The following is a 15,319-nucleotide window of genomic DNA, read 5'->3' as shown; positions in this document are numbered from 1 at the left end:
TGGTATGCCATAAGCGTCCAAACGCGACCGAATAGTCACCAGCCGCGACTTTATCCAATAAATACGGGCGTTTTCCTACATAAAACCCGGATGCTGCCGATGCACTGGCTACCTGCCTCGTGGGTCGACAATTAAAAATTCCGGGAGCGTCGATGAGCATCAAACAGAAACTGACCTGGGCATTCGCGGTCATCGCCGGCTTGCCCATCGTCCTCGTGGCCACCCTGGTGGTCCTCAACCTGCGCGGCGAAGCCCGTGACGGATTCCTCGACGGTAGCAGCCGGGAAATCCGCCAGGTCAGCAACGCGATGAACATCTTCTTCCAGGGCATCAACCAGAACGTCGAGTACATGGCTTCGCAGCCAATGGTCGCCGCCACCGGCAGCGAGCTGAACAAGTACATGAGCGCCGCGCCGTCCTACGAACTGGGCGAGCAGGCCGGCAAGCTCCTCGACTTCATGACCCGCCTGGCCAACGCGCATCCGTCCTATGCCTACCTGTCCTACGGGGTGAACGACGGCGGCTACACGGGCTGGCCGGCCGGGCAAAAGTTCGTCAATTACGACCCACGCACCCGCCCCTGGTACCAACTGGCCATGGCCAACCCGGGCAAGACCGTGCGTACCGGCGCCTACTACTGGGCGGCCGACGACGCGGTACTGGTCAGCACCGTGCGCGCCGTGGCCAACCAGTTGGGCAACCCCGGCGGCGTGGTCAACATCGACGTGTCGCTCAAAGGCCTGACCGAGATCGTCAAACAGATCAAGCTGGGTGAAAGCGGCTACCTGATGCTGGTGGAAAGCAACGGCAACGTCATGGTCGACCCACGCGACGCCGCTCACAACTTCAAGCAGCTGGCCAGCTTTGGCGACGGCTATGCCGCGCTGGCCAAGGCCGGCAAAGGCCTGGTCGAGGTCGAGCTTAATGGCGTGCGCTATATGGCCAACGTCTACCCCGATGAGCAACTGGGCTGGACCTTCATCGGCCTGATCGAACAAAGCGAAGTGATGCAGACCACCACCCGGCTGACCTGGCTGATCGGCGGCATCGCCGTGGTGCTGGCCGCGCTGTTCGCAGTGGTCGGTGCAGGCTTCGCCAAGCTGATCGTGCGCCCGATCAATAGCGTCACCAGCGGCCTGGAAGACATTGCCCAGGGCGAGGGTGACCTGACCCGCAACCTGGAAATCCGTGGCCGCGACGAAACCGCGCAACTGGCCAGCTGGTTCAACCAGTTCCTCGGCGCCATTCGCAGCCTGATCCAGCACATCGGCGCTGCTGCCGGCAAAATCCTCAGCACTTCCAGCAGCTCGACCCGCGTTTCCAGCGACATGGCCGAAGCCGCTGGCCGCCAGCGCGAAGCCGTGGACATGGTGTCCACCGCCTTCCACGAAATGGTCGCCACCGCCAACGAAGTGGCCCGTTCCTGTAGCCAGGCGGCCCAGTCGGCCGACAGCGGTCAGCAGCAAGCACGCGAGGGCCAGCAGCAGATCGACGCCGCCGTACAAAGCGTCGACCGCCTGAGCCACGAGATCGAACAGTCCGCGCAGTCGATCCAGCAGCTGGAGCGTGACAGCAACGCTATCCAGTCGATCCTCGGCACCATCCGCTCGATTGCCGAACAGACCAACCTGCTGGCCCTCAACGCGGCCATCGAAGCAGCCCGTGCCGGTGAGCAGGGCCGTGGTTTTGCCGTGGTGGCCGACGAAGTGCGGGCCCTGGCCAAGCGCACAGCCGACTCCACTGCCGAAATCGACGGCCTGCTGGGCAACCTGGCCAGCCGCACGGCCGAAGTGGCCGAGCAGATGCATGCCAGCCTGGAAGTGTCGCAGCAGTCGGTAAGCCGCATCGGCCTGGCCCGCGACAGCTTCGGCCAAATCCGTGAGTCGGTGGATGTGATCCGCGACATGAACACGCAGATCGCCACGGCGGCCGAGGAACAGCACCAGGTGGCCGAGGACATCAACCGGCATATCAGCCAGATTCACGGGGATGCGCAGCTGGTGGCCGAACTGGCCCAGGCGGCGCGGCAGGACTCGGAGAGCCTGGCGGGGCTGTCCAATGAGCTGGATTCGCTGGTGCGCAGGTTCCGTACCTGATGTGTGGCCTGAACCGGCCTCTTCGCGGGTTTACCCGCGAAGAGGCCGGTTCAGGCAACCAGGCACTACAGCTTCAACTCCCCCGGCGTCGCCCCAAACAGCTGCTTGAATGCGGCAATGTAAGCCGAGGTGGAGTCATACCCACACCCCAACGCCGCCTCGGTCACATTCTCCCCCGCCTCCAGCAACGCCAGCGACGACAACAGCCGCATGCGCTGCCGCCAGTTGCGAAAGCTCAACCCGGTCTCGCGCTGGAACATCCGCATCAGCGTCTTCTCCGAACACCCCAGCTCCCGCGCCCATTGCTGCAAAGTCTGCGGCTGGTCCGGCGCGGCGATCAAACCGTTGCACAGCGCCAGCAACCCAGGGTGACGTGGCAACGGCAGCGAAAACCCGACTTCCGGCAACGTGCGCAACTGGTCGAGCAGCACCGCCACCAGACGCGCCTCGGCACTGTCATATTCCGGGTAGTCCGCCGGGAACAGGCAGAACTGCTTGATCAGCTCGCGTGCCAGTGGCGTCACCTCCAGCACCCGGCATTGCTCCGGTGCCCATGGGCAGGCATCGCGGCGCACATACAGGCTGCGCATCTCGGCCTGCATCGAGGTCAGCACTTCGTGTTCGGCATCGGCAGGGATCCACACACCCCACTGGGGTGGGGCAAAGTAACTGCCGTCCCGGGTGTACACGGCCAGTACGCCGCTGATGGCGTAGGAAAACTGCACCCAGTCGTGCTGGTGGCGGGTGGTCCAGGAGCCGGCACCGAGGCTTTCGGCACGGGCATAGAGGGGCCTGGGCAAGTGGTCCAGCGCAGGAATAGCGCGAGGATGTCCGATGATCGGCATGGCGGTTTCTTGTAGTTCTGAGCAGACAAGCCTAACAGCTGGTGGACATCACGGGGACATCTGCGCTGTCCTGTGGGAGCGGGTTTACCCGCGCAGCAGGCGACGCGGTATTGCAAAAAATCAACGCTCGACGATAACGGTCACCCCCTGCCCACCCGCCGCACAAATCGAAATCAACCCACGCCCCTTCCCCGCCGTGGCCAGCAGCTTGGCCAGGTTGGCCAATATCCGCCCCCCGGTCGCCGCGAACGGGTGCCCGGCCGCCAGCGAGCTGCCCTTGACGTTGAGCTTGCTGCGGTCAATCGCCCCTAGCGGCGCCTCCAGCCCCAACTGTTCGCGGCAATAGTCGGCATCCTCCCAGGCCTTCAGCGTGCACAGCACCTGGGCGGCAAAGGCTTCGTGGATCTCGTAATAGTCGAAGTCCTGCAGGGTCAGGCCATTGCGCGCCAGCAAGCGTGGCACGGCATACACCGGGGCCATCAACAGCCCTTCGCGACCGGTGACGAAATCCACTGCAGCTGTTTCGCCATCGACCAGGTAAGCCAGCACCTGAAGCCCCTGCTGCGCAGCCCATTCTTCAGTGCCCAGCAACACCACCGAGGCCCCGTCGGTGAGTGGTGTGGAATTACCCGCCGTCAGCGTGCCCTGGCCGCTGCGGTCGAAGGCGGGCTTGAGCCTGGCCAACTGCTCGAGGCTCAGGTCCGGGCGCAGGTTGTTGTCCCGTGTCAGCGACAGAAACGGCGTCAGCAAGTCGTCCTGCCAACCCTCGACATACGCGGCGGCCAGCTTCTGGTGGCTGAGCAACGCCAGCTCGTCCTGCTCTGCACGGCCAACCCGCCAAGCCTGGGCCATGCGCTCGCAATGCTCGCCCATCGACAACCCCGTGCGTGGTTCGCCATTGCGTGGGAACTCGGGTTTCAGGTGGTGAGGCCGCAACTTGAGCAAAGGCTTCAGCCGCTCCCCCAGGCTTTTGCCACGGTTGGCCTGCAACAGGATGTGGCGCAGCCCTTCGTTGACGGCAATCGGTGCATCGGAAGTGGTATCCACGCCGCCGGCAATACCGCAGTCGATCTGCCCCAGGGCAATCTTGTTGGCCACCAGCAGCGCGGCCTCAAGCCCGGTGCCGCAGGCTTGCTGGATGTCGTAGGCCGGGGTCTGCGGCGACAGGCGCGAACCCAGTACACATTCGCGGGTAAGGTTCATGTCACGTGAGTGCTTGAGCACCGCGCCAGCCACCACCTCCCCCAGCCGTAACCCATGCAGGCGATAACGTTCGATCAGGCCCTCGAGGGCGACCGTGAGCATCGCCTGGTTGCTGGCCGTGGAGTAGGCGCCATTGGAGCGGGCAAAGGGGATTCGGTTGCCGCCCAGGATCGCGACCCGGCGAGGTGAACGCATGTGCTTGTTCCTCCTGAAACAATTTGATCCGTACAGCCTAGGTGTTTTTACCGCATTCGAACGACCTTGCCACAAAGTTGGTCCACACTTTCAAGCTTGCCTTTTGCGGAGACCCACTCATGAGCGATCGCTACCTCGGTTTTGCCAACTCCAACCTCGGCCGCCGCCTCGTGGATGCCCTCGGCCTGCCACGCCCGGCGCCGCTGGAGCGCTGGGAAGCCGGCCGCCTGCGCCCGGTCGAAGGGGCCCTGGTACTGGGGGGCGGGCCGCTGGCAGGCCAGGTCGAAGCCATCGCCCCGCGCCTGACCGACGCGCTTTACAGCTTCAATGCCGACCACCTGCAGGCCGAAGCCTGGGTGGCCGGCTTGGGGCCGAAAATCAAAGCCGTGGTGTTCGATGCCAGTCATCTGTCCGACAGCGATGCGCTGAAGCAGTTGCGCGAATTTTTCCAGCCACTGCTGCGCAGCCTGGCCCCGAGCGCCCATGTCGTGGTGCTGGGGCGCGCGCCGGAAAGCCTCGACGACCCGTTGGCCAGCGTTGCCCAACGGGCCCTTGAAGGCTTCAGCCGCTCCCTGGCCAAAGAATTGCTCAATGGCGCGACCGCCCAACTGCTGTATGTCGCGCCCGGCGCCGAAGACGAGCTGGAAGGCGCCTTGCGTTTCTTCCTCTCGCCCAAGAGTGCGTTCATTTCCGGCCAGGTGCTGCGCCTGGAAGCCTGCGCCAATCAGGTAGGCGACTGGACCCGCCCGCTGGCTGGCCGCCGCGCCCTGGTCACGGGTGCGGCCCGCGGCATCGGCGCCGCCATTGCCGAAACCCTGGCGCGGGACGGCGCCGATGTGCTGCTGCTGGATGTGCCACAGGCCAGCCAGGACCTCGACGCCCTCGCCGCACGCTTGGGTGGCAAAGCGCTGCCACTGGATATCTGTGCCAGCGATGCGGCAACGCAACTGCTAGCAGCCCTGCCCGACGGCATCGACATCGTGGTGCATAACGCCGGCATCACCCGCGACAAGACCTTGGCCAACATGACCCCGGAATACTGGGACGCGGTCATGGCGGTCAACCTCAAGGCACCGCAAGTACTGACCCAGGCGCTGTACGACAACGGCGCACTGGGCGAAAACGCGCGCATCACCCTGCTGGCCTCGGTCAGTGGCATCGCCGGCAACCGCGGGCAGGCCAACTACGCCGCGAGCAAGGCCGGGCTGATCGGCCTGGCCCAGGCCTGGGCGCCCCGGCTCGCCGAACACGGCGGCAGCATCAACGCTGTCGCCCCCGGGTTCATCGAAACCCACATGACCGCGGCCATGCCCATGGGCCTGCGCGAGGCCGGGCGGCGCTTGAGCTCACTGGGCCAGGGCGGCCGCCCGCAGGACGTCGCCGAGGCCATCGCCTGGCTCAGCCAGCCAGGCTCCGGGGCAGTCAACGGCCAGGTGCTGCGTGTGTGCGGCCAAGCATTGATGGGAGCGTGAACATGAGCAGAAACTGGCACGACCTGCAAAGCCCGGCTGCCCGCGCCAGCCTGTACCTGCGTGCAGCCAGCAAGCGCAGCATCAGCGGTGACCGCTTGCCGGACGATGGCCTGCGCTGCTTCATCCCGGTTAAGCCGGGCAACCTGGCAGCCTATAGACGGCTTTGCCACTTTACCGACGATGGCCGCCTGCCAGGCACTTATCCCCACGTCATGGCGTTCACGCTGCAGCTGCAGTTGATGACCGCCCCAAACTTCCCTTTCCCGCTGCTCGGCCTGGTGCACCTGCACAACCGCATCGAGGTGCTGCGCCCGCTTGGTGGTATCGAAGGGCTGCGCTTTGCGGTGTATGCGCAAAACCTTCAGGCACATGCCAAGGGCGGCACCTTCGACCTGGTTACCGAGGCAGACGACGGGATTGGCCTGCTCTGGCGGGAGACCAGCCGCATGCTGGTGCGCGGGCTGAAGCTGGAGGGCCAGGCAGGCGAGCCCGCCGACGATGAACCGGAGCCATTGCCCGAGGCCACCCGCTGGTACGCCGACAGTGATATCGGCCGGCGTTATGCCAAGGTGTGCGGGGACTACAACCCTATCCACCTCAGTGCCACCAGCGCGCGGCTGTTCGGCTTCCCCACGGCCATTGCCCATGGCATGTGGAGCAAGGCCATGGCCCTGGCGGCACTGCGTGGGCACCTGCCGCACAGCGGCTACGCCTTTGAAGTGGATTTCCGCAAACCGGTGCGGTTGCCGTCAGAGGTGGTACTCAGTGCCAGTGAGGCGGGGCCTGAGGGTGCGTTGCGGCTGGATGGGCATGGCGGGGTGCTGCATATGGTCGGGCGCTGGGCTCCGCTGTAGAGCCGGTATACGCTTGCTTTGCATCGGGCCTGGGCCGAAGCTATGCAGCATTAGGAGACCCCCGATGAACCTGCAAGAACTCACCCAACGCCTGCACCAGATTCGCGACAACAATGACTGGCGCGGCTTCCACAGCCCGAAGAACCTGGCCATGGCCGCCAGCGTCGAAATGGCCGAGCTGGTGGAAATCTTCCAGTGGCTAAGCGAAGACCAATCGCGCCAGCTACCTGCCGACAAACTCGCCCACGCCGGCCAGGAAGTCGGTGATGTGGTGCTCTACCTGCTGCTGCTGTGCAGCGAGCTGGGCCTGGACATGGACCAGGTGGTGCGGGCCAAGCTGGCCGACAGCGAGAGGCGCTTCGCCCGATGAACGACCGTCACTTCGATGAGCTGGCCACCCGCTTTGCCGAGAAGATCTACGGCGGCGCCAAGGGCGCGATCCGCCTGGCCGTACTGCAGGCCGACCTGGCCGAGGCGCTGCCCGATCGCCCGCTGCGCATCCTCGACATCGGCGCCGGGCTGGGGCACATGGCCTTGTGGCTGGCCCAGCGTGGCCACCACCTGACCCTAGCCGAGCCTGCCGCCCCCATGCTCGAAGGCGCCCGGGCGCGCTTTGCCGAGGCCGGCCAGACCGCCACGTTCATCCAGGCACCCTGGCAAGACCTGCTCGGCCAACTGACCGAGCCCTACGACCTGGTGCTGTGCCATGCCGTGCTCGAATGGCTGGCAGAGCCCGAAAGCATCCTGCCCGTGCTGCACCAGCTCACGGCCCCTTCCGGGTGGCTGTCACTGGCCTTCTACAACCGCGACGCGCTGGTCTATCGCAACCTGCTCAAGGGCCATTTCCGCAAATTGCGCAGCAACCGGCTGGAAGGTGAAAAGCAGAGCCTGACCCCACAGAAACCGCTTGATCCACGCGAGCTCAAGGCGCAACTTGATCCTATGTGGCAGGTTGAAACCGAGAGCGGGGTGCGGGTGTTCCACGATTACATGCCCAAAGAGTTCCAAGCCAAGGCCGAGCTGCTCGACCTGCTGGAAATGGAACTGGCCTACCGCCGCCACCCCGGCTTCGCCGGGCTTGGCCGCTACCTGCACTGGGTCTGCCGCCCCCGTTGACTCGCCCGCCGGGAGGAATACATGCCGTACCGTTTGTTGTGCCTGGCCCTGCTGCCGCTTGCCTTGGCTGCCTGCCAGGGCAGCAACCCGTATGTGGCCAGCAGCCGCCCGCTGCCACCGGCCCCCGCCCAGGCGGCCACCACCTTCGACGCCAGTGCCTACCCCGCGCCCGCCCGGGATTACGGGCACTACCGCAGCTGGAGCTGGCGCAACGGCCAGTTGCCCAGCGGCTCGGCCAATGCCGACCCGGCGCAACTGGCCGATGCCGTCAGCGGCGCACTCGACCAGCATGGCCTACGCCCTGCCCGGGGGGCTTCCGGCGATTTGCTGGTCAGCGCCGACATGCGTCTGGAAAAACGCTTGCGCCAAGTGCGTGACTACGACACCTACGACCCCTACTACGGCCCCTATCCCTACGGTGGTGTCGGTTATGGCGGCTATCGCCATGGCTACGGGGGCTATGCCAGCGTGCCCATCGTGCGCACCTACGAGGTCGAAGTGATGGTGGTGCGCATCGACCTGTACGACGCCCGCAGCGGCCAGCCGGTGTGGAGCGCCAGCGCCGAAAGCGGCAGCGACAAGAACTCGCCGCGTGAACGCGAAAGCGCCCTGCGCGATTCTGTGCACAAGGCGCTCAGCGGCTATCCTCCCAGTTAATAGCTAACGGAGAACCATCATGTTGCGCCGTCTCGTTCTACTGTCATTCGCGCTACTGCTTGCCGCCTGCTCCAGCAATAACGTGCAACAGGATTTTGATGCCAGCCGTGATTTTGCCGCCTATCGCAGCTGGGCGTGGCAAGAGCCGGGCCTGCAGTACCGCCCGGATGACCCGCGGATCAAGAGTGACCTCACCGAGCAGCGGATTCGCCAGGCAGTGGCAGACCAGCTCGACCAGCGCGGCCTGCGCCCGGTACAAGGCGGCGCGCGGCCTGACCTGACGGTGCGCACCTACCTGATCGTGGAACAGCGCCAGCAACAGATCACCACCAACTATGGCGGTGGTTGGGGTGGCTACTGGGGCGGCTACTGGGGCGGCCCGATGTATAACGAAACCCGCAGTGTCGACTACAAGGTCGCCACCATTCAGGTTGATATGTTCGACGGGCGTGACGGCAAGCTGGTGTGGCGCGGCAGTGCCGAGCAAATCATGAACAACTACCCGCCAAGCCCGGAAGAACGCAACAGCGCCATTCACAACACCGTGAGCAAGGTGCTGGCCAACTACCCGCCGGGTAGCAAGAAATAAGGTTGTAATGCGGCTTTTGCGTGCACCGACCCCCCCTGTGGGAGCGGGCATGCCCGCGAAGCAGACACCGCGGTGCATGGCACGGGCTTCGCCCGTGTTCGCGGGCGCGCCCGCTCCCACAGTGACCGTGCCACCTTTGAATGTTGAGCAAGGCAGTAGCACCCACCTGAGCGGTGTCAGGAGCGACAAAATCCATTTCGACACCGCCTTTTTGCCTTTCCAGCGCCACTCGTGCGCAGGTTCTTGTCTATCTTCACTTAAGGAAACCTGACTGACCGGGTAGATGTGTTCAACATTTGGGAAAGGCGACCTGCCAATGCAAAGCATTGTTCTCCTGCTGTGGCTTGCCTTGTGCTCCGAACAGGATGTGCGTCAACGCCAGATATCCGATCTGCTGACCCTGGGCGTGGCTGCCGGCGCCCTGTTCTGGCTGTTCGCCACCGGCCACAGCTGGATCGGCGCCGATGCCAGTGATGCCGGCTGGGCACTGGCCATCGTCATGCTGCTTACACTGCCCGGCTACATGCTCGGCCGCTTCGGTGCCGACGACGTCAAGCTGATGGGCGCACTGGCCCTGGCCACCAGCCCGCAATACGTGCTCGGCACCTTCATTGGCGCCGGTGTCAGTGTGCTGGTGTGGCTGCTCACCCGTCGGCGCCTGTGGACCCTGCTCAACCCCAAGGTGAAGAAGCGTTTGCAGGCTCTGACCGATGAAATGGGCGAGAAACAGGCATTCGTACCCTACGTGTTAGCAGGTTTTCTTCTAACGGCGGTATGGATCCAATAATCCTTCCTGTGGTCCTATGAGTTGTACATAACTTATAACTTGTACATATCCAGAAAGTGCGACTATTTTTAAGCTGCCAGCGTGTCTGGCACGGGAGCAGGGCCGCATACGAACAGGGAGTTGATCGTGTCCAGACCATTCAGTGAAATGAAGCTATTGGTGGTCGATGACCAACCAGTCATCGTCGAACAGTTGTGTGAATTTCTCGAAACCCAGGGCTACCACTGCCTGCCAGCCCATTCGACCGACGAAGCCATCCAGCGCTACCTGGCCGACGAGGCCATCGGCCTGATCATCTGCGACCTGCACATGCCTGAGCGTGATGGCATCGAACTGGTTCGCGCCCTCAAGGAAGTCACCGGGCCACGTATGTTTGAAGCCATCATGCTGACCGGGCGTGCGGACAAACAGGACGTGATCCGCGCCCTGCGCGAAGGGTTTGCCGATTATTACCAGAAGCCCATGAACCTCGACGAACTGCTGGAGGGCGTGCGCCGCCAGGAACAGGCCCTGCAAGAACGCCAGCGCAACTTCCGCGCCCTGGGCGGGTTGAACCAGCGCTTGCAGGACCTGGCCGATTCGGTGGACGAACTGTACCAGGACCTGGAAAAAGCCCGTGGCCAAGGTACCCACCGCCGTGCCACCGATGTGGAAGAGAGCGAAAGCGAGCTGCCAGCTGCCTTCGAGAAGCTGTCCCCACGCCAACTGGAAGTGGCGCGGCTGGTGAGCAAGGGCAAGACCAATTACCAGATCGCCTGTGAGCTGGGCATTACCGAAAACACCGTCAAGCTGTATGTGTCGCAAGTGTTGCGTTTGACCCACATGCACAACCGTACCCAGCTGGCATTGGCGCTGACGCCCAGCTCGTCGCCGGTGCATCTGAGGTTTACTACCCATTGAGGGGTTTGCCTGGAGATTGCCGGGGCTGCTTTGCAGCCCCCTACATTTGAAAACCCAAACTCAGGATTAGCCGGGGGCCACGGTCCAGGCTATCCAACGCCACATCCGCCAAAGGCTTCGCCACCTCCAGCGCAACGTTGAAGTAGCGCCCATCCCCCAACCGTACGCCAAGTGCCGCCGAAGCCAGGTGGGCATCGTCCACCGGCCCCCGGTTATGCCAGGCCTGCGCCACATCCACTGCCGCATAGGGCTGAACCAGTGCCAGCCCGTTACCTCGCAGGCTGTAGTTCAGTTCGTAAGCCACACCCCATCCCTTGTCCCCGTCCGCCTGATCACGCGGGTAGCCACGGCCAAAATGCTGCCCACCAAAGCCCGCCCGCTCGCTGTCGGGCAGCCGGTCATCACTCCAGTACAACGCGCCCGACGCCACCCCCTGCCAGTTGCCAGCCAGCGTGTCACTCTGCAGTCCGGAAAGCCGCAACCGCAGGAAATCCAGATCGTAGTCAGCATCGCTACGCGCGCCCAGGTAATCCAGCCCCTGGTAAACCCCGGCACTGACAATACGCAGGCGGCCACCTTCCACTTTGCGCCAGTCGCCCTCGAAGGACAGCGCGCGCACGGAAGTGTCGTAGTCCCGTAGTGAAGGCACCCCGTCCAGTTGGTCTTCGACGTGCTCGCTGACCGCATACAGGTGCCCCTGCACGGCCATCCATTCGTTCGGCCTGACAACCACTGGCTGACGCAGGCCCACTGCATAGCGTTCACTGTCCCGCTCGCGGGTCATGTCACGGCCATCATCCAGGCGTATGCGCGTGCCCGGATCACTGCGGTAGCGCGAAGCCGACAGCAGCAACTGGCTGCCGGCAGCGTCCAGGTACTGGCTGTAGTCCAGCCGCTGGTAATGCACCTGGTCATCCCCCGGAGGCAGCAGCAGGCTGGCCTTGAACCGTTCGGCAAAGCGGGTCTGGGCATTGCTGGTGACCGTCAGCAGTGCCTGCGCATCGTCGCGACTGGAATCGGCCAGGGTAACAGCGGCGCTGAACGGCTTGCGCTGCGCATGCACGGTCAAGCGGGTGGCACCGTCAGCGGTTTGCGCCATCGCCAGCTCAGCCTCAATCGACACACCCGGCAGGCGTTCGGCGAGACCCAGGTAGCGCTCCAGGGTTTCACGTGTCAGCGGCCGTTCGGCTTCCAGTTGCGTCAGCAGCTGCTGCAAATAGCCACCGGCCGGGCCGATGTCGCCCTCCACGCGGTAATCCCGGATGTAACCTTCAACCAGCACCACATTCACACGGCCTTCGGCCACATCCTGAGGTGGCAGGTAGGCGTAGGAAAGCAGGTAACCGTCCTGCCGGTAGCGCTCGGTCAGGCGCTCGGTGTACTGCTGCAGCTCGCCTAATGTGATGCTGTGCCCGATCAACGGCTGGTAGTGCTCGCGCAAGTCGCTCAAGGGGAACACCGTACCGCCTTCGAAACGCACCTTGTGCAGCACCATGCGCGTATCCGCAGGTGCCCAGGCCTGGCTTTCGGCGTTTGGCCGGGGCATTCGCAGATTGGGGCTGGCGGGCCGATAGGTGTCTACCGGCAGGTTGGTGTCGGGCAGGCGCCGTTCGTACTCATGGCTGTCGAGAAAACCCGGCAACGACTCGGCCTGGGCCAAAAACACCCAAGGCAGCAACAACAGGGGCACGGCCAGAGGACGCATAGGGCGCTCCATGTTCCCTTGGGTTGCGGGGCACCAGCCGGTCACACCCGTCACTTGCAAGCGTAGGTGCTGGCCCGGCTGCCGTCGAACGCCTACTCGCTGACCTGGAACGCCACTCGCGCGGTCTCGCCGCTTTCGTCCAGCGCACTGACCTCGGCCTGCCCGGCCTGCGGTAAGCGCACCAGCAGGCTGTCCTGCCCCAGGGTTTCGCCCAACGGCTGGCCATTGAGGAACCACCAGCGCCGCCCGCCACCGCCCAGGGCCGATACATGCAGCTGCAACGGCTCGCTGCTGGTCGCCGGGCGGCGCAGGTTGTCACCCGGTCGCACGCCCACTATCGACAGCGGCGGAGCGCTGGCCGGCACCTGCGGTGGGCAGGCCGGGTCGATGGCCGGCAGCCGCGCCGCGCGCCGCTCCACGCGGGGCAGCCAAGGCTCCAGCGGGGCCGGCCACAAGGCAATGTCGCGGGCCTTGGCGCTTGGGCAACTGCCATCCACTCGCAGCCCCTGGTCGTTGACCCACACACTTTCACGCAAGCCCAGACCCAGGGGCTGATCGGCGGCTTGCAGCGTCGGCGGCGTGGTGCCGTCCAGGGTCCAGGCAAAACGCTGGCGCCGGCAGTTGGGGTCCTGTTTGCTCATCGGCTGGCCCAGCGGCCAACAGATCGCCGCCACACCGACATTCGCCGGCACCCGCTCCACCGGCACGCTGATGCCACGCTGGCTGTCGCGGTTGCTCAGCAGGTCGTGCACCTGCAGCATCAACGGCGCCGCCGAAGCCAGGCCGAACTGGCCGGGCACCGGCGTGCCGTCGGGGCGACCGATCCACACGCCGATCAGGTAGCGCGGCCCCACGCCAATCGACCACGCATCGCGAAAGCCATAGCTGGTGCCCGTCTTCCAGGCCAGTTGCGGGCGCTGTACCAGTTCGGCATGCGGGTCGCGGTCGGGGCGCGCCTGGCCACTGAGGATGCGCCGGATGATCCACGCCGCCCCTGGTGACAGCAGCCGGCGCTCCACCAGCGGGTCCTGCGGCTGCAAGCGCACCCGCGCACTGTTGCCACCCCGCGCCAGCGCCGCGTAGCCACCCACCAGGTCTTCCAGCCGGCTGCCGGCACCGCCCAGGATCAGCGACAGGTTGGGTTCGGCCAAGGGCGGCAATGCCAGTGGCATGCCCGCCATGCGCAGTTGCGCGGCAAAGCGTTTCGGGCCGTAGGCCTCCAGCAACTGCACGGCCGGCAGGTTGAGTGACAGGGCCAGCGCCGAGCTGGCCGACACCGGCCCACTGAAGCCCATGGAGAAGTTGCCGGGGCGGTAGTCGCCATAGCGGCGCGGCACATCCTGCAACAACGATTCGGAATGGATCAGGCCATCGTCCAGCGCCATGCCGTAAAGGAACGGTTTGAGGGTGGAGCCGGGCGAGCGTAGCGAGCGCACCATGTCGACGTGCCCGAAGCGGCGCTCGTCGGCCAGCTCGATCGAACCCAGGTAGGCGCGCACCGCCATGGTCTGTGCCTCGACCACCAGGATGGCGGCAGAGGTGCGCTCCGGCAGCCGCGCGCGCCAGCCCAGCAACAAGTCTTCAAGGCGCCGCTGCAACGCTGCATCCAGCGTGGTGCGGATCAGCGGCGGGCTGTCGGCGCTGTTCAGGCGCCGGGCGAGCAAGGGCGCCAAGGCTGGCTCCTGGCGTGGTGCCAGCACCAGCGGCTCTTCGGCTGCCTCGCGGATTTGTTGCGCAGGCCACACCTGGTATTCGGCCAGGCGCTGCAACACCTTGTCGCGGGCACGCTGGGCACGCTCGGGGTGGCGATCCGGGCGCAGCCGGCTAGGAGCCTGGGGCAGCACGGCCAGCAGCGCTGCTTCGGCCGGGGTCAGGTGCATCGGCGACTTGCCCAGGTACGCCCAGCTGGCGGCGGCCACGCCCTGCAAGGTGCCGCCAAAGGGCGCGCGGTCCAGGTAGATCTGCAGGATTTCGCGCTTGGACAGGTGCCACTCCAACTGCGCCGTACGCCACAGCTGGCGCAGCTTGCCGGCCAGGGTGCGGTCATGCGGGTCCAGCAACCGTGCCACCTGCATCGACAGCGTGCTGCCGCCCGACACCACGCGCCCACCCCGCAGGTTCAGCCAGGCCGCACGTGCCAAGGCTAACGGGTTGACCCCGGGGTGGCGGTAGAACCAGCGGTCCTCGTACGTCAGCAAGGCCTGCAGGTACAACGGCGAAACCTGGTCCGGGCTGACCGGGTAGCGCCATACCCCCTCGGCATCGGCAAAGCGCCACAAGGGTGTACCGTCTTCGGCCAGCACTACCCGCGCCAAGTCGTCGCCCGGCAGCGGCAGCGGCCACAGGCGGTCGGCCAGCCACAACAGGCCGCACAGCACCAGCAGGCCAATCAGCGTGGCGCGCAACAGCCTGGCCACACGCGCTAAGCTTGGCATCGGGAACCGACCTGGCCAGGTAATGGCCAAAGGCTTGGGAACGGCAACCTCGCCAATTCGTTCATCAGGAAGCAACTATGCATGTAGAAGGTTTTTTCGAGTGGCTGGGCCAGGCACTGGGGTCTGTGATCCGCTTCATCGTCGACGCATTGAGCGGGCTGTTCAACCTGCTGGCCAATGCCGGTGGTAATTTCATCGACGGCCTGGCGCGCACCCTGGGCACGGACACCTCGCTGATCAGCATCCTGGCCGTGGTCATCGGCCTGATGCTGCTGTACTCGGCAATCCGCGCGTTCATGCGCGCCTCGATCATCCTCGGGATCATCTGGCTGGTGCTGGGGTTGTGGGTGATGAGCTGGGTGATTCACTGAATTACTCAGCTGATCTGCGCGGTTTTTGTGGGAGCGGCCTTGCGTCGCGAAAGGGCTGCACAGCAGCCCCAGGATTGCAGCTTCGCCGCTTTAA

14 protein-coding genes are annotated in these 15,319 nt (G+C 65.0%); 10 read left to right on the top strand and 4 right to left on the bottom strand.

The window, feature by feature from the left end:
- The first annotated feature begins 152 nt into the window (after positions 1-152).
- The gene (locus tag MRBLPB4O_RS02960) at positions 153-2,096 is read left to right on the top strand and encodes a methyl-accepting chemotaxis protein (RefSeq protein WP_341797481.1); all 1,944 of its coding nucleotides are present in this window, start codon (positions 153-155) and stop codon (positions 2,094-2,096) included.
- A 65-nt stretch (positions 2,097-2,161) separates the two neighbouring features.
- Here the strand turns inward: MRBLPB4O_RS02960 and MRBLPB4O_RS02955 are convergent, their stop codons facing one another.
- Together MRBLPB4O_RS02955 and MRBLPB4O_RS02950 are read right to left on the bottom strand one after the other, a co-directional pair.
- On the bottom strand, positions 2,162-2,941 hold the full coding sequence (locus MRBLPB4O_RS02955) for a helix-turn-helix transcriptional regulator (protein WP_096425548.1): 780 nt from the start codon (positions 2,939-2,941) through the stop codon (positions 2,162-2,164).
- A gap of 120 nt (positions 2,942-3,061) precedes the next feature.
- Positions 3,062-4,339, bottom strand: coding sequence for an acetyl-CoA C-acetyltransferase (locus tag MRBLPB4O_RS02950; RefSeq protein WP_341797480.1), 1,278 nt, complete (start codon positions 4,337-4,339; stop codon positions 3,062-3,064).
- Positions 4,340-4,458: 119 nt separating this feature from the next.
- Here MRBLPB4O_RS02950 and MRBLPB4O_RS02945 point away from each other — a divergent pair, with 119 nt between their 5' ends.
- The 8 genes from MRBLPB4O_RS02945 to MRBLPB4O_RS02910 all read left to right on the top strand — a co-directional run bounded on the left by MRBLPB4O_RS02945 (position 4,459) and on the right by MRBLPB4O_RS02910 (position 10,714).
- Positions 4,459-5,811, top strand: coding sequence for a 3-oxoacyl-ACP reductase (locus MRBLPB4O_RS02945; protein ID WP_341797479.1), 1,353 nt, complete (start codon positions 4,459-4,461; stop codon positions 5,809-5,811).
- A gap of 2 nt (positions 5,812-5,813) precedes the next feature.
- Complete coding sequence (locus tag MRBLPB4O_RS02940) at positions 5,814-6,665, top strand: MaoC/PaaZ C-terminal domain-containing protein (RefSeq protein WP_341797478.1); 852 nt, start codon at positions 5,814-5,816, stop codon at positions 6,663-6,665.
- A gap of 64 nt (positions 6,666-6,729) precedes the next feature.
- Positions 6,730-7,035, top strand: coding sequence for a MazG-like family protein (locus MRBLPB4O_RS02935; protein ID WP_019470373.1), 306 nt, complete (start codon positions 6,730-6,732; stop codon positions 7,033-7,035).
- Positions 7,032-7,781, top strand: coding sequence for a methyltransferase domain-containing protein (locus MRBLPB4O_RS02930; protein WP_258654998.1), 750 nt, complete (start codon positions 7,032-7,034; stop codon positions 7,779-7,781). Before MRBLPB4O_RS02935 ends, MRBLPB4O_RS02930 begins: the two co-directional genes overlap by 4 nt.
- A 21-nt stretch (positions 7,782-7,802) precedes the next feature.
- Complete coding sequence (locus tag MRBLPB4O_RS02925; RefSeq protein ID WP_341797477.1) at positions 7,803-8,438, top strand: DUF4136 domain-containing protein; 636 nt, start codon at positions 7,803-7,805, stop codon at positions 8,436-8,438.
- A 19-nt stretch (positions 8,439-8,457) separates the two neighbouring features.
- A complete protein-coding gene (locus MRBLPB4O_RS02920; protein ID WP_341797476.1) occupies positions 8,458-9,027 on the top strand; it encodes a DUF4136 domain-containing protein in 570 nt (189 codons plus the stop codon).
- A gap of 316 nt (positions 9,028-9,343) precedes the next feature.
- On the top strand, positions 9,344-9,814 hold the full coding sequence (locus tag MRBLPB4O_RS02915; protein ID WP_341797475.1) for an A24 family peptidase: 471 nt from the start codon (positions 9,344-9,346) through the stop codon (positions 9,812-9,814).
- A gap of 126 nt (positions 9,815-9,940) precedes the next feature.
- Positions 9,941-10,714 carry a response regulator transcription factor gene (locus tag MRBLPB4O_RS02910; RefSeq protein WP_341797474.1) on the top strand — a complete coding sequence of 258 codons (774 nt, stop codon included), beginning with the start codon at positions 9,941-9,943 and terminating at the stop codon, positions 10,712-10,714.
- A gap of 40 nt (positions 10,715-10,754) precedes the next feature.
- On the opposite strand, the gene MRBLPB4O_RS02905 is transcribed toward MRBLPB4O_RS02910, so the two are convergent.
- Complete coding sequence (locus MRBLPB4O_RS02905) at positions 10,755-12,419, bottom strand: POTRA domain-containing protein (RefSeq protein ID WP_341797473.1); 1,665 nt, start codon at positions 12,417-12,419, stop codon at positions 10,755-10,757.
- A 92-nt stretch (positions 12,420-12,511) separates the two neighbouring features.
- Positions 12,512-14,854 (bottom strand): peptidoglycan glycosyltransferase PbpC, encoded by a 2,343-nt coding sequence (gene pbpC / locus MRBLPB4O_RS02900; protein ID WP_341797472.1) that lies wholly within the window; start codon positions 14,852-14,854, stop codon positions 12,512-12,514.
- A gap of 77 nt (positions 14,855-14,931) precedes the next feature.
- Between pbpC and MRBLPB4O_RS02895 the strand changes: the two genes are divergently transcribed.
- The gene (locus MRBLPB4O_RS02895; protein ID WP_341797471.1) at positions 14,932-15,225 is read left to right on the top strand and encodes a hypothetical protein; all 294 of its coding nucleotides are present in this window, start codon (positions 14,932-14,934) and stop codon (positions 15,223-15,225) included.
- The last annotated feature ends 94 nt before the right edge of the window (positions 15,226-15,319 follow it).

The organism is Pseudomonas sp. LPB4.O (genome assembly GCF_038383825.1).
GTDB classification, from domain to species: domain Bacteria; phylum Pseudomonadota; class Gammaproteobacteria; order Pseudomonadales; family Pseudomonadaceae; genus Aquipseudomonas; species Aquipseudomonas putida.
The sequence above is the reverse complement of the archived record's forward strand: the minus strand, read 5'-3'. Positions and strand labels throughout refer to the sequence as shown.

Bases quoted from the DNA above. Each gene is read 5' to 3' on its own strand.
- MRBLPB4O_RS02925 (WP_341797477.1), top strand. From the start codon at position 7,803: ATGCCGTACCGTTTGTTGTGCCTGGCCCTGCTGCCGCTTGCCTTGGCT.
- MRBLPB4O_RS02950 (WP_341797480.1), bottom strand. From the start codon at position 4,339: ATGCGTTCACCTCGCCGGGTCGCGATCCTGGGCGGCAACCGAATCCCC.
- MRBLPB4O_RS02930 (WP_258654998.1), top strand. From the start codon at position 7,032: ATGAACGACCGTCACTTCGATGAGCTGGCCACCCGCTTTGCCGAGAAG.
- MRBLPB4O_RS02905 (WP_341797473.1), bottom strand. From the start codon at position 12,419: ATGCGTCCTCTGGCCGTGCCCCTGTTGTTGCTGCCTTGGGTGTTTTTG.
- MRBLPB4O_RS02960 (WP_341797481.1), top strand. From the start codon at position 153: ATGAGCATCAAACAGAAACTGACCTGGGCATTCGCGGTCATCGCCGGC.
- MRBLPB4O_RS02945 (WP_341797479.1), top strand. From the start codon at position 4,459: ATGAGCGATCGCTACCTCGGTTTTGCCAACTCCAACCTCGGCCGCCGC.
- MRBLPB4O_RS02940 (WP_341797478.1), top strand. From the start codon at position 5,814: ATGAGCAGAAACTGGCACGACCTGCAAAGCCCGGCTGCCCGCGCCAGC.
- MRBLPB4O_RS02895 (WP_341797471.1), top strand. From the start codon at position 14,932: ATGCATGTAGAAGGTTTTTTCGAGTGGCTGGGCCAGGCACTGGGGTCT.
- MRBLPB4O_RS02920 (WP_341797476.1), top strand. From the start codon at position 8,458: ATGTTGCGCCGTCTCGTTCTACTGTCATTCGCGCTACTGCTTGCCGCC.
- MRBLPB4O_RS02955 (WP_096425548.1), bottom strand. From the start codon at position 2,941: ATGCCGATCATCGGACATCCTCGCGCTATTCCTGCGCTGGACCACTTG.
- pbpC (WP_341797472.1), bottom strand. From the start codon at position 14,854: ATGCCAAGCTTAGCGCGTGTGGCCAGGCTGTTGCGCGCCACGCTGATT.
- MRBLPB4O_RS02935 (WP_019470373.1), top strand. From the start codon at position 6,730: ATGAACCTGCAAGAACTCACCCAACGCCTGCACCAGATTCGCGACAAC.
- MRBLPB4O_RS02915 (WP_341797475.1), top strand. From the start codon at position 9,344: ATGCAAAGCATTGTTCTCCTGCTGTGGCTTGCCTTGTGCTCCGAACAG.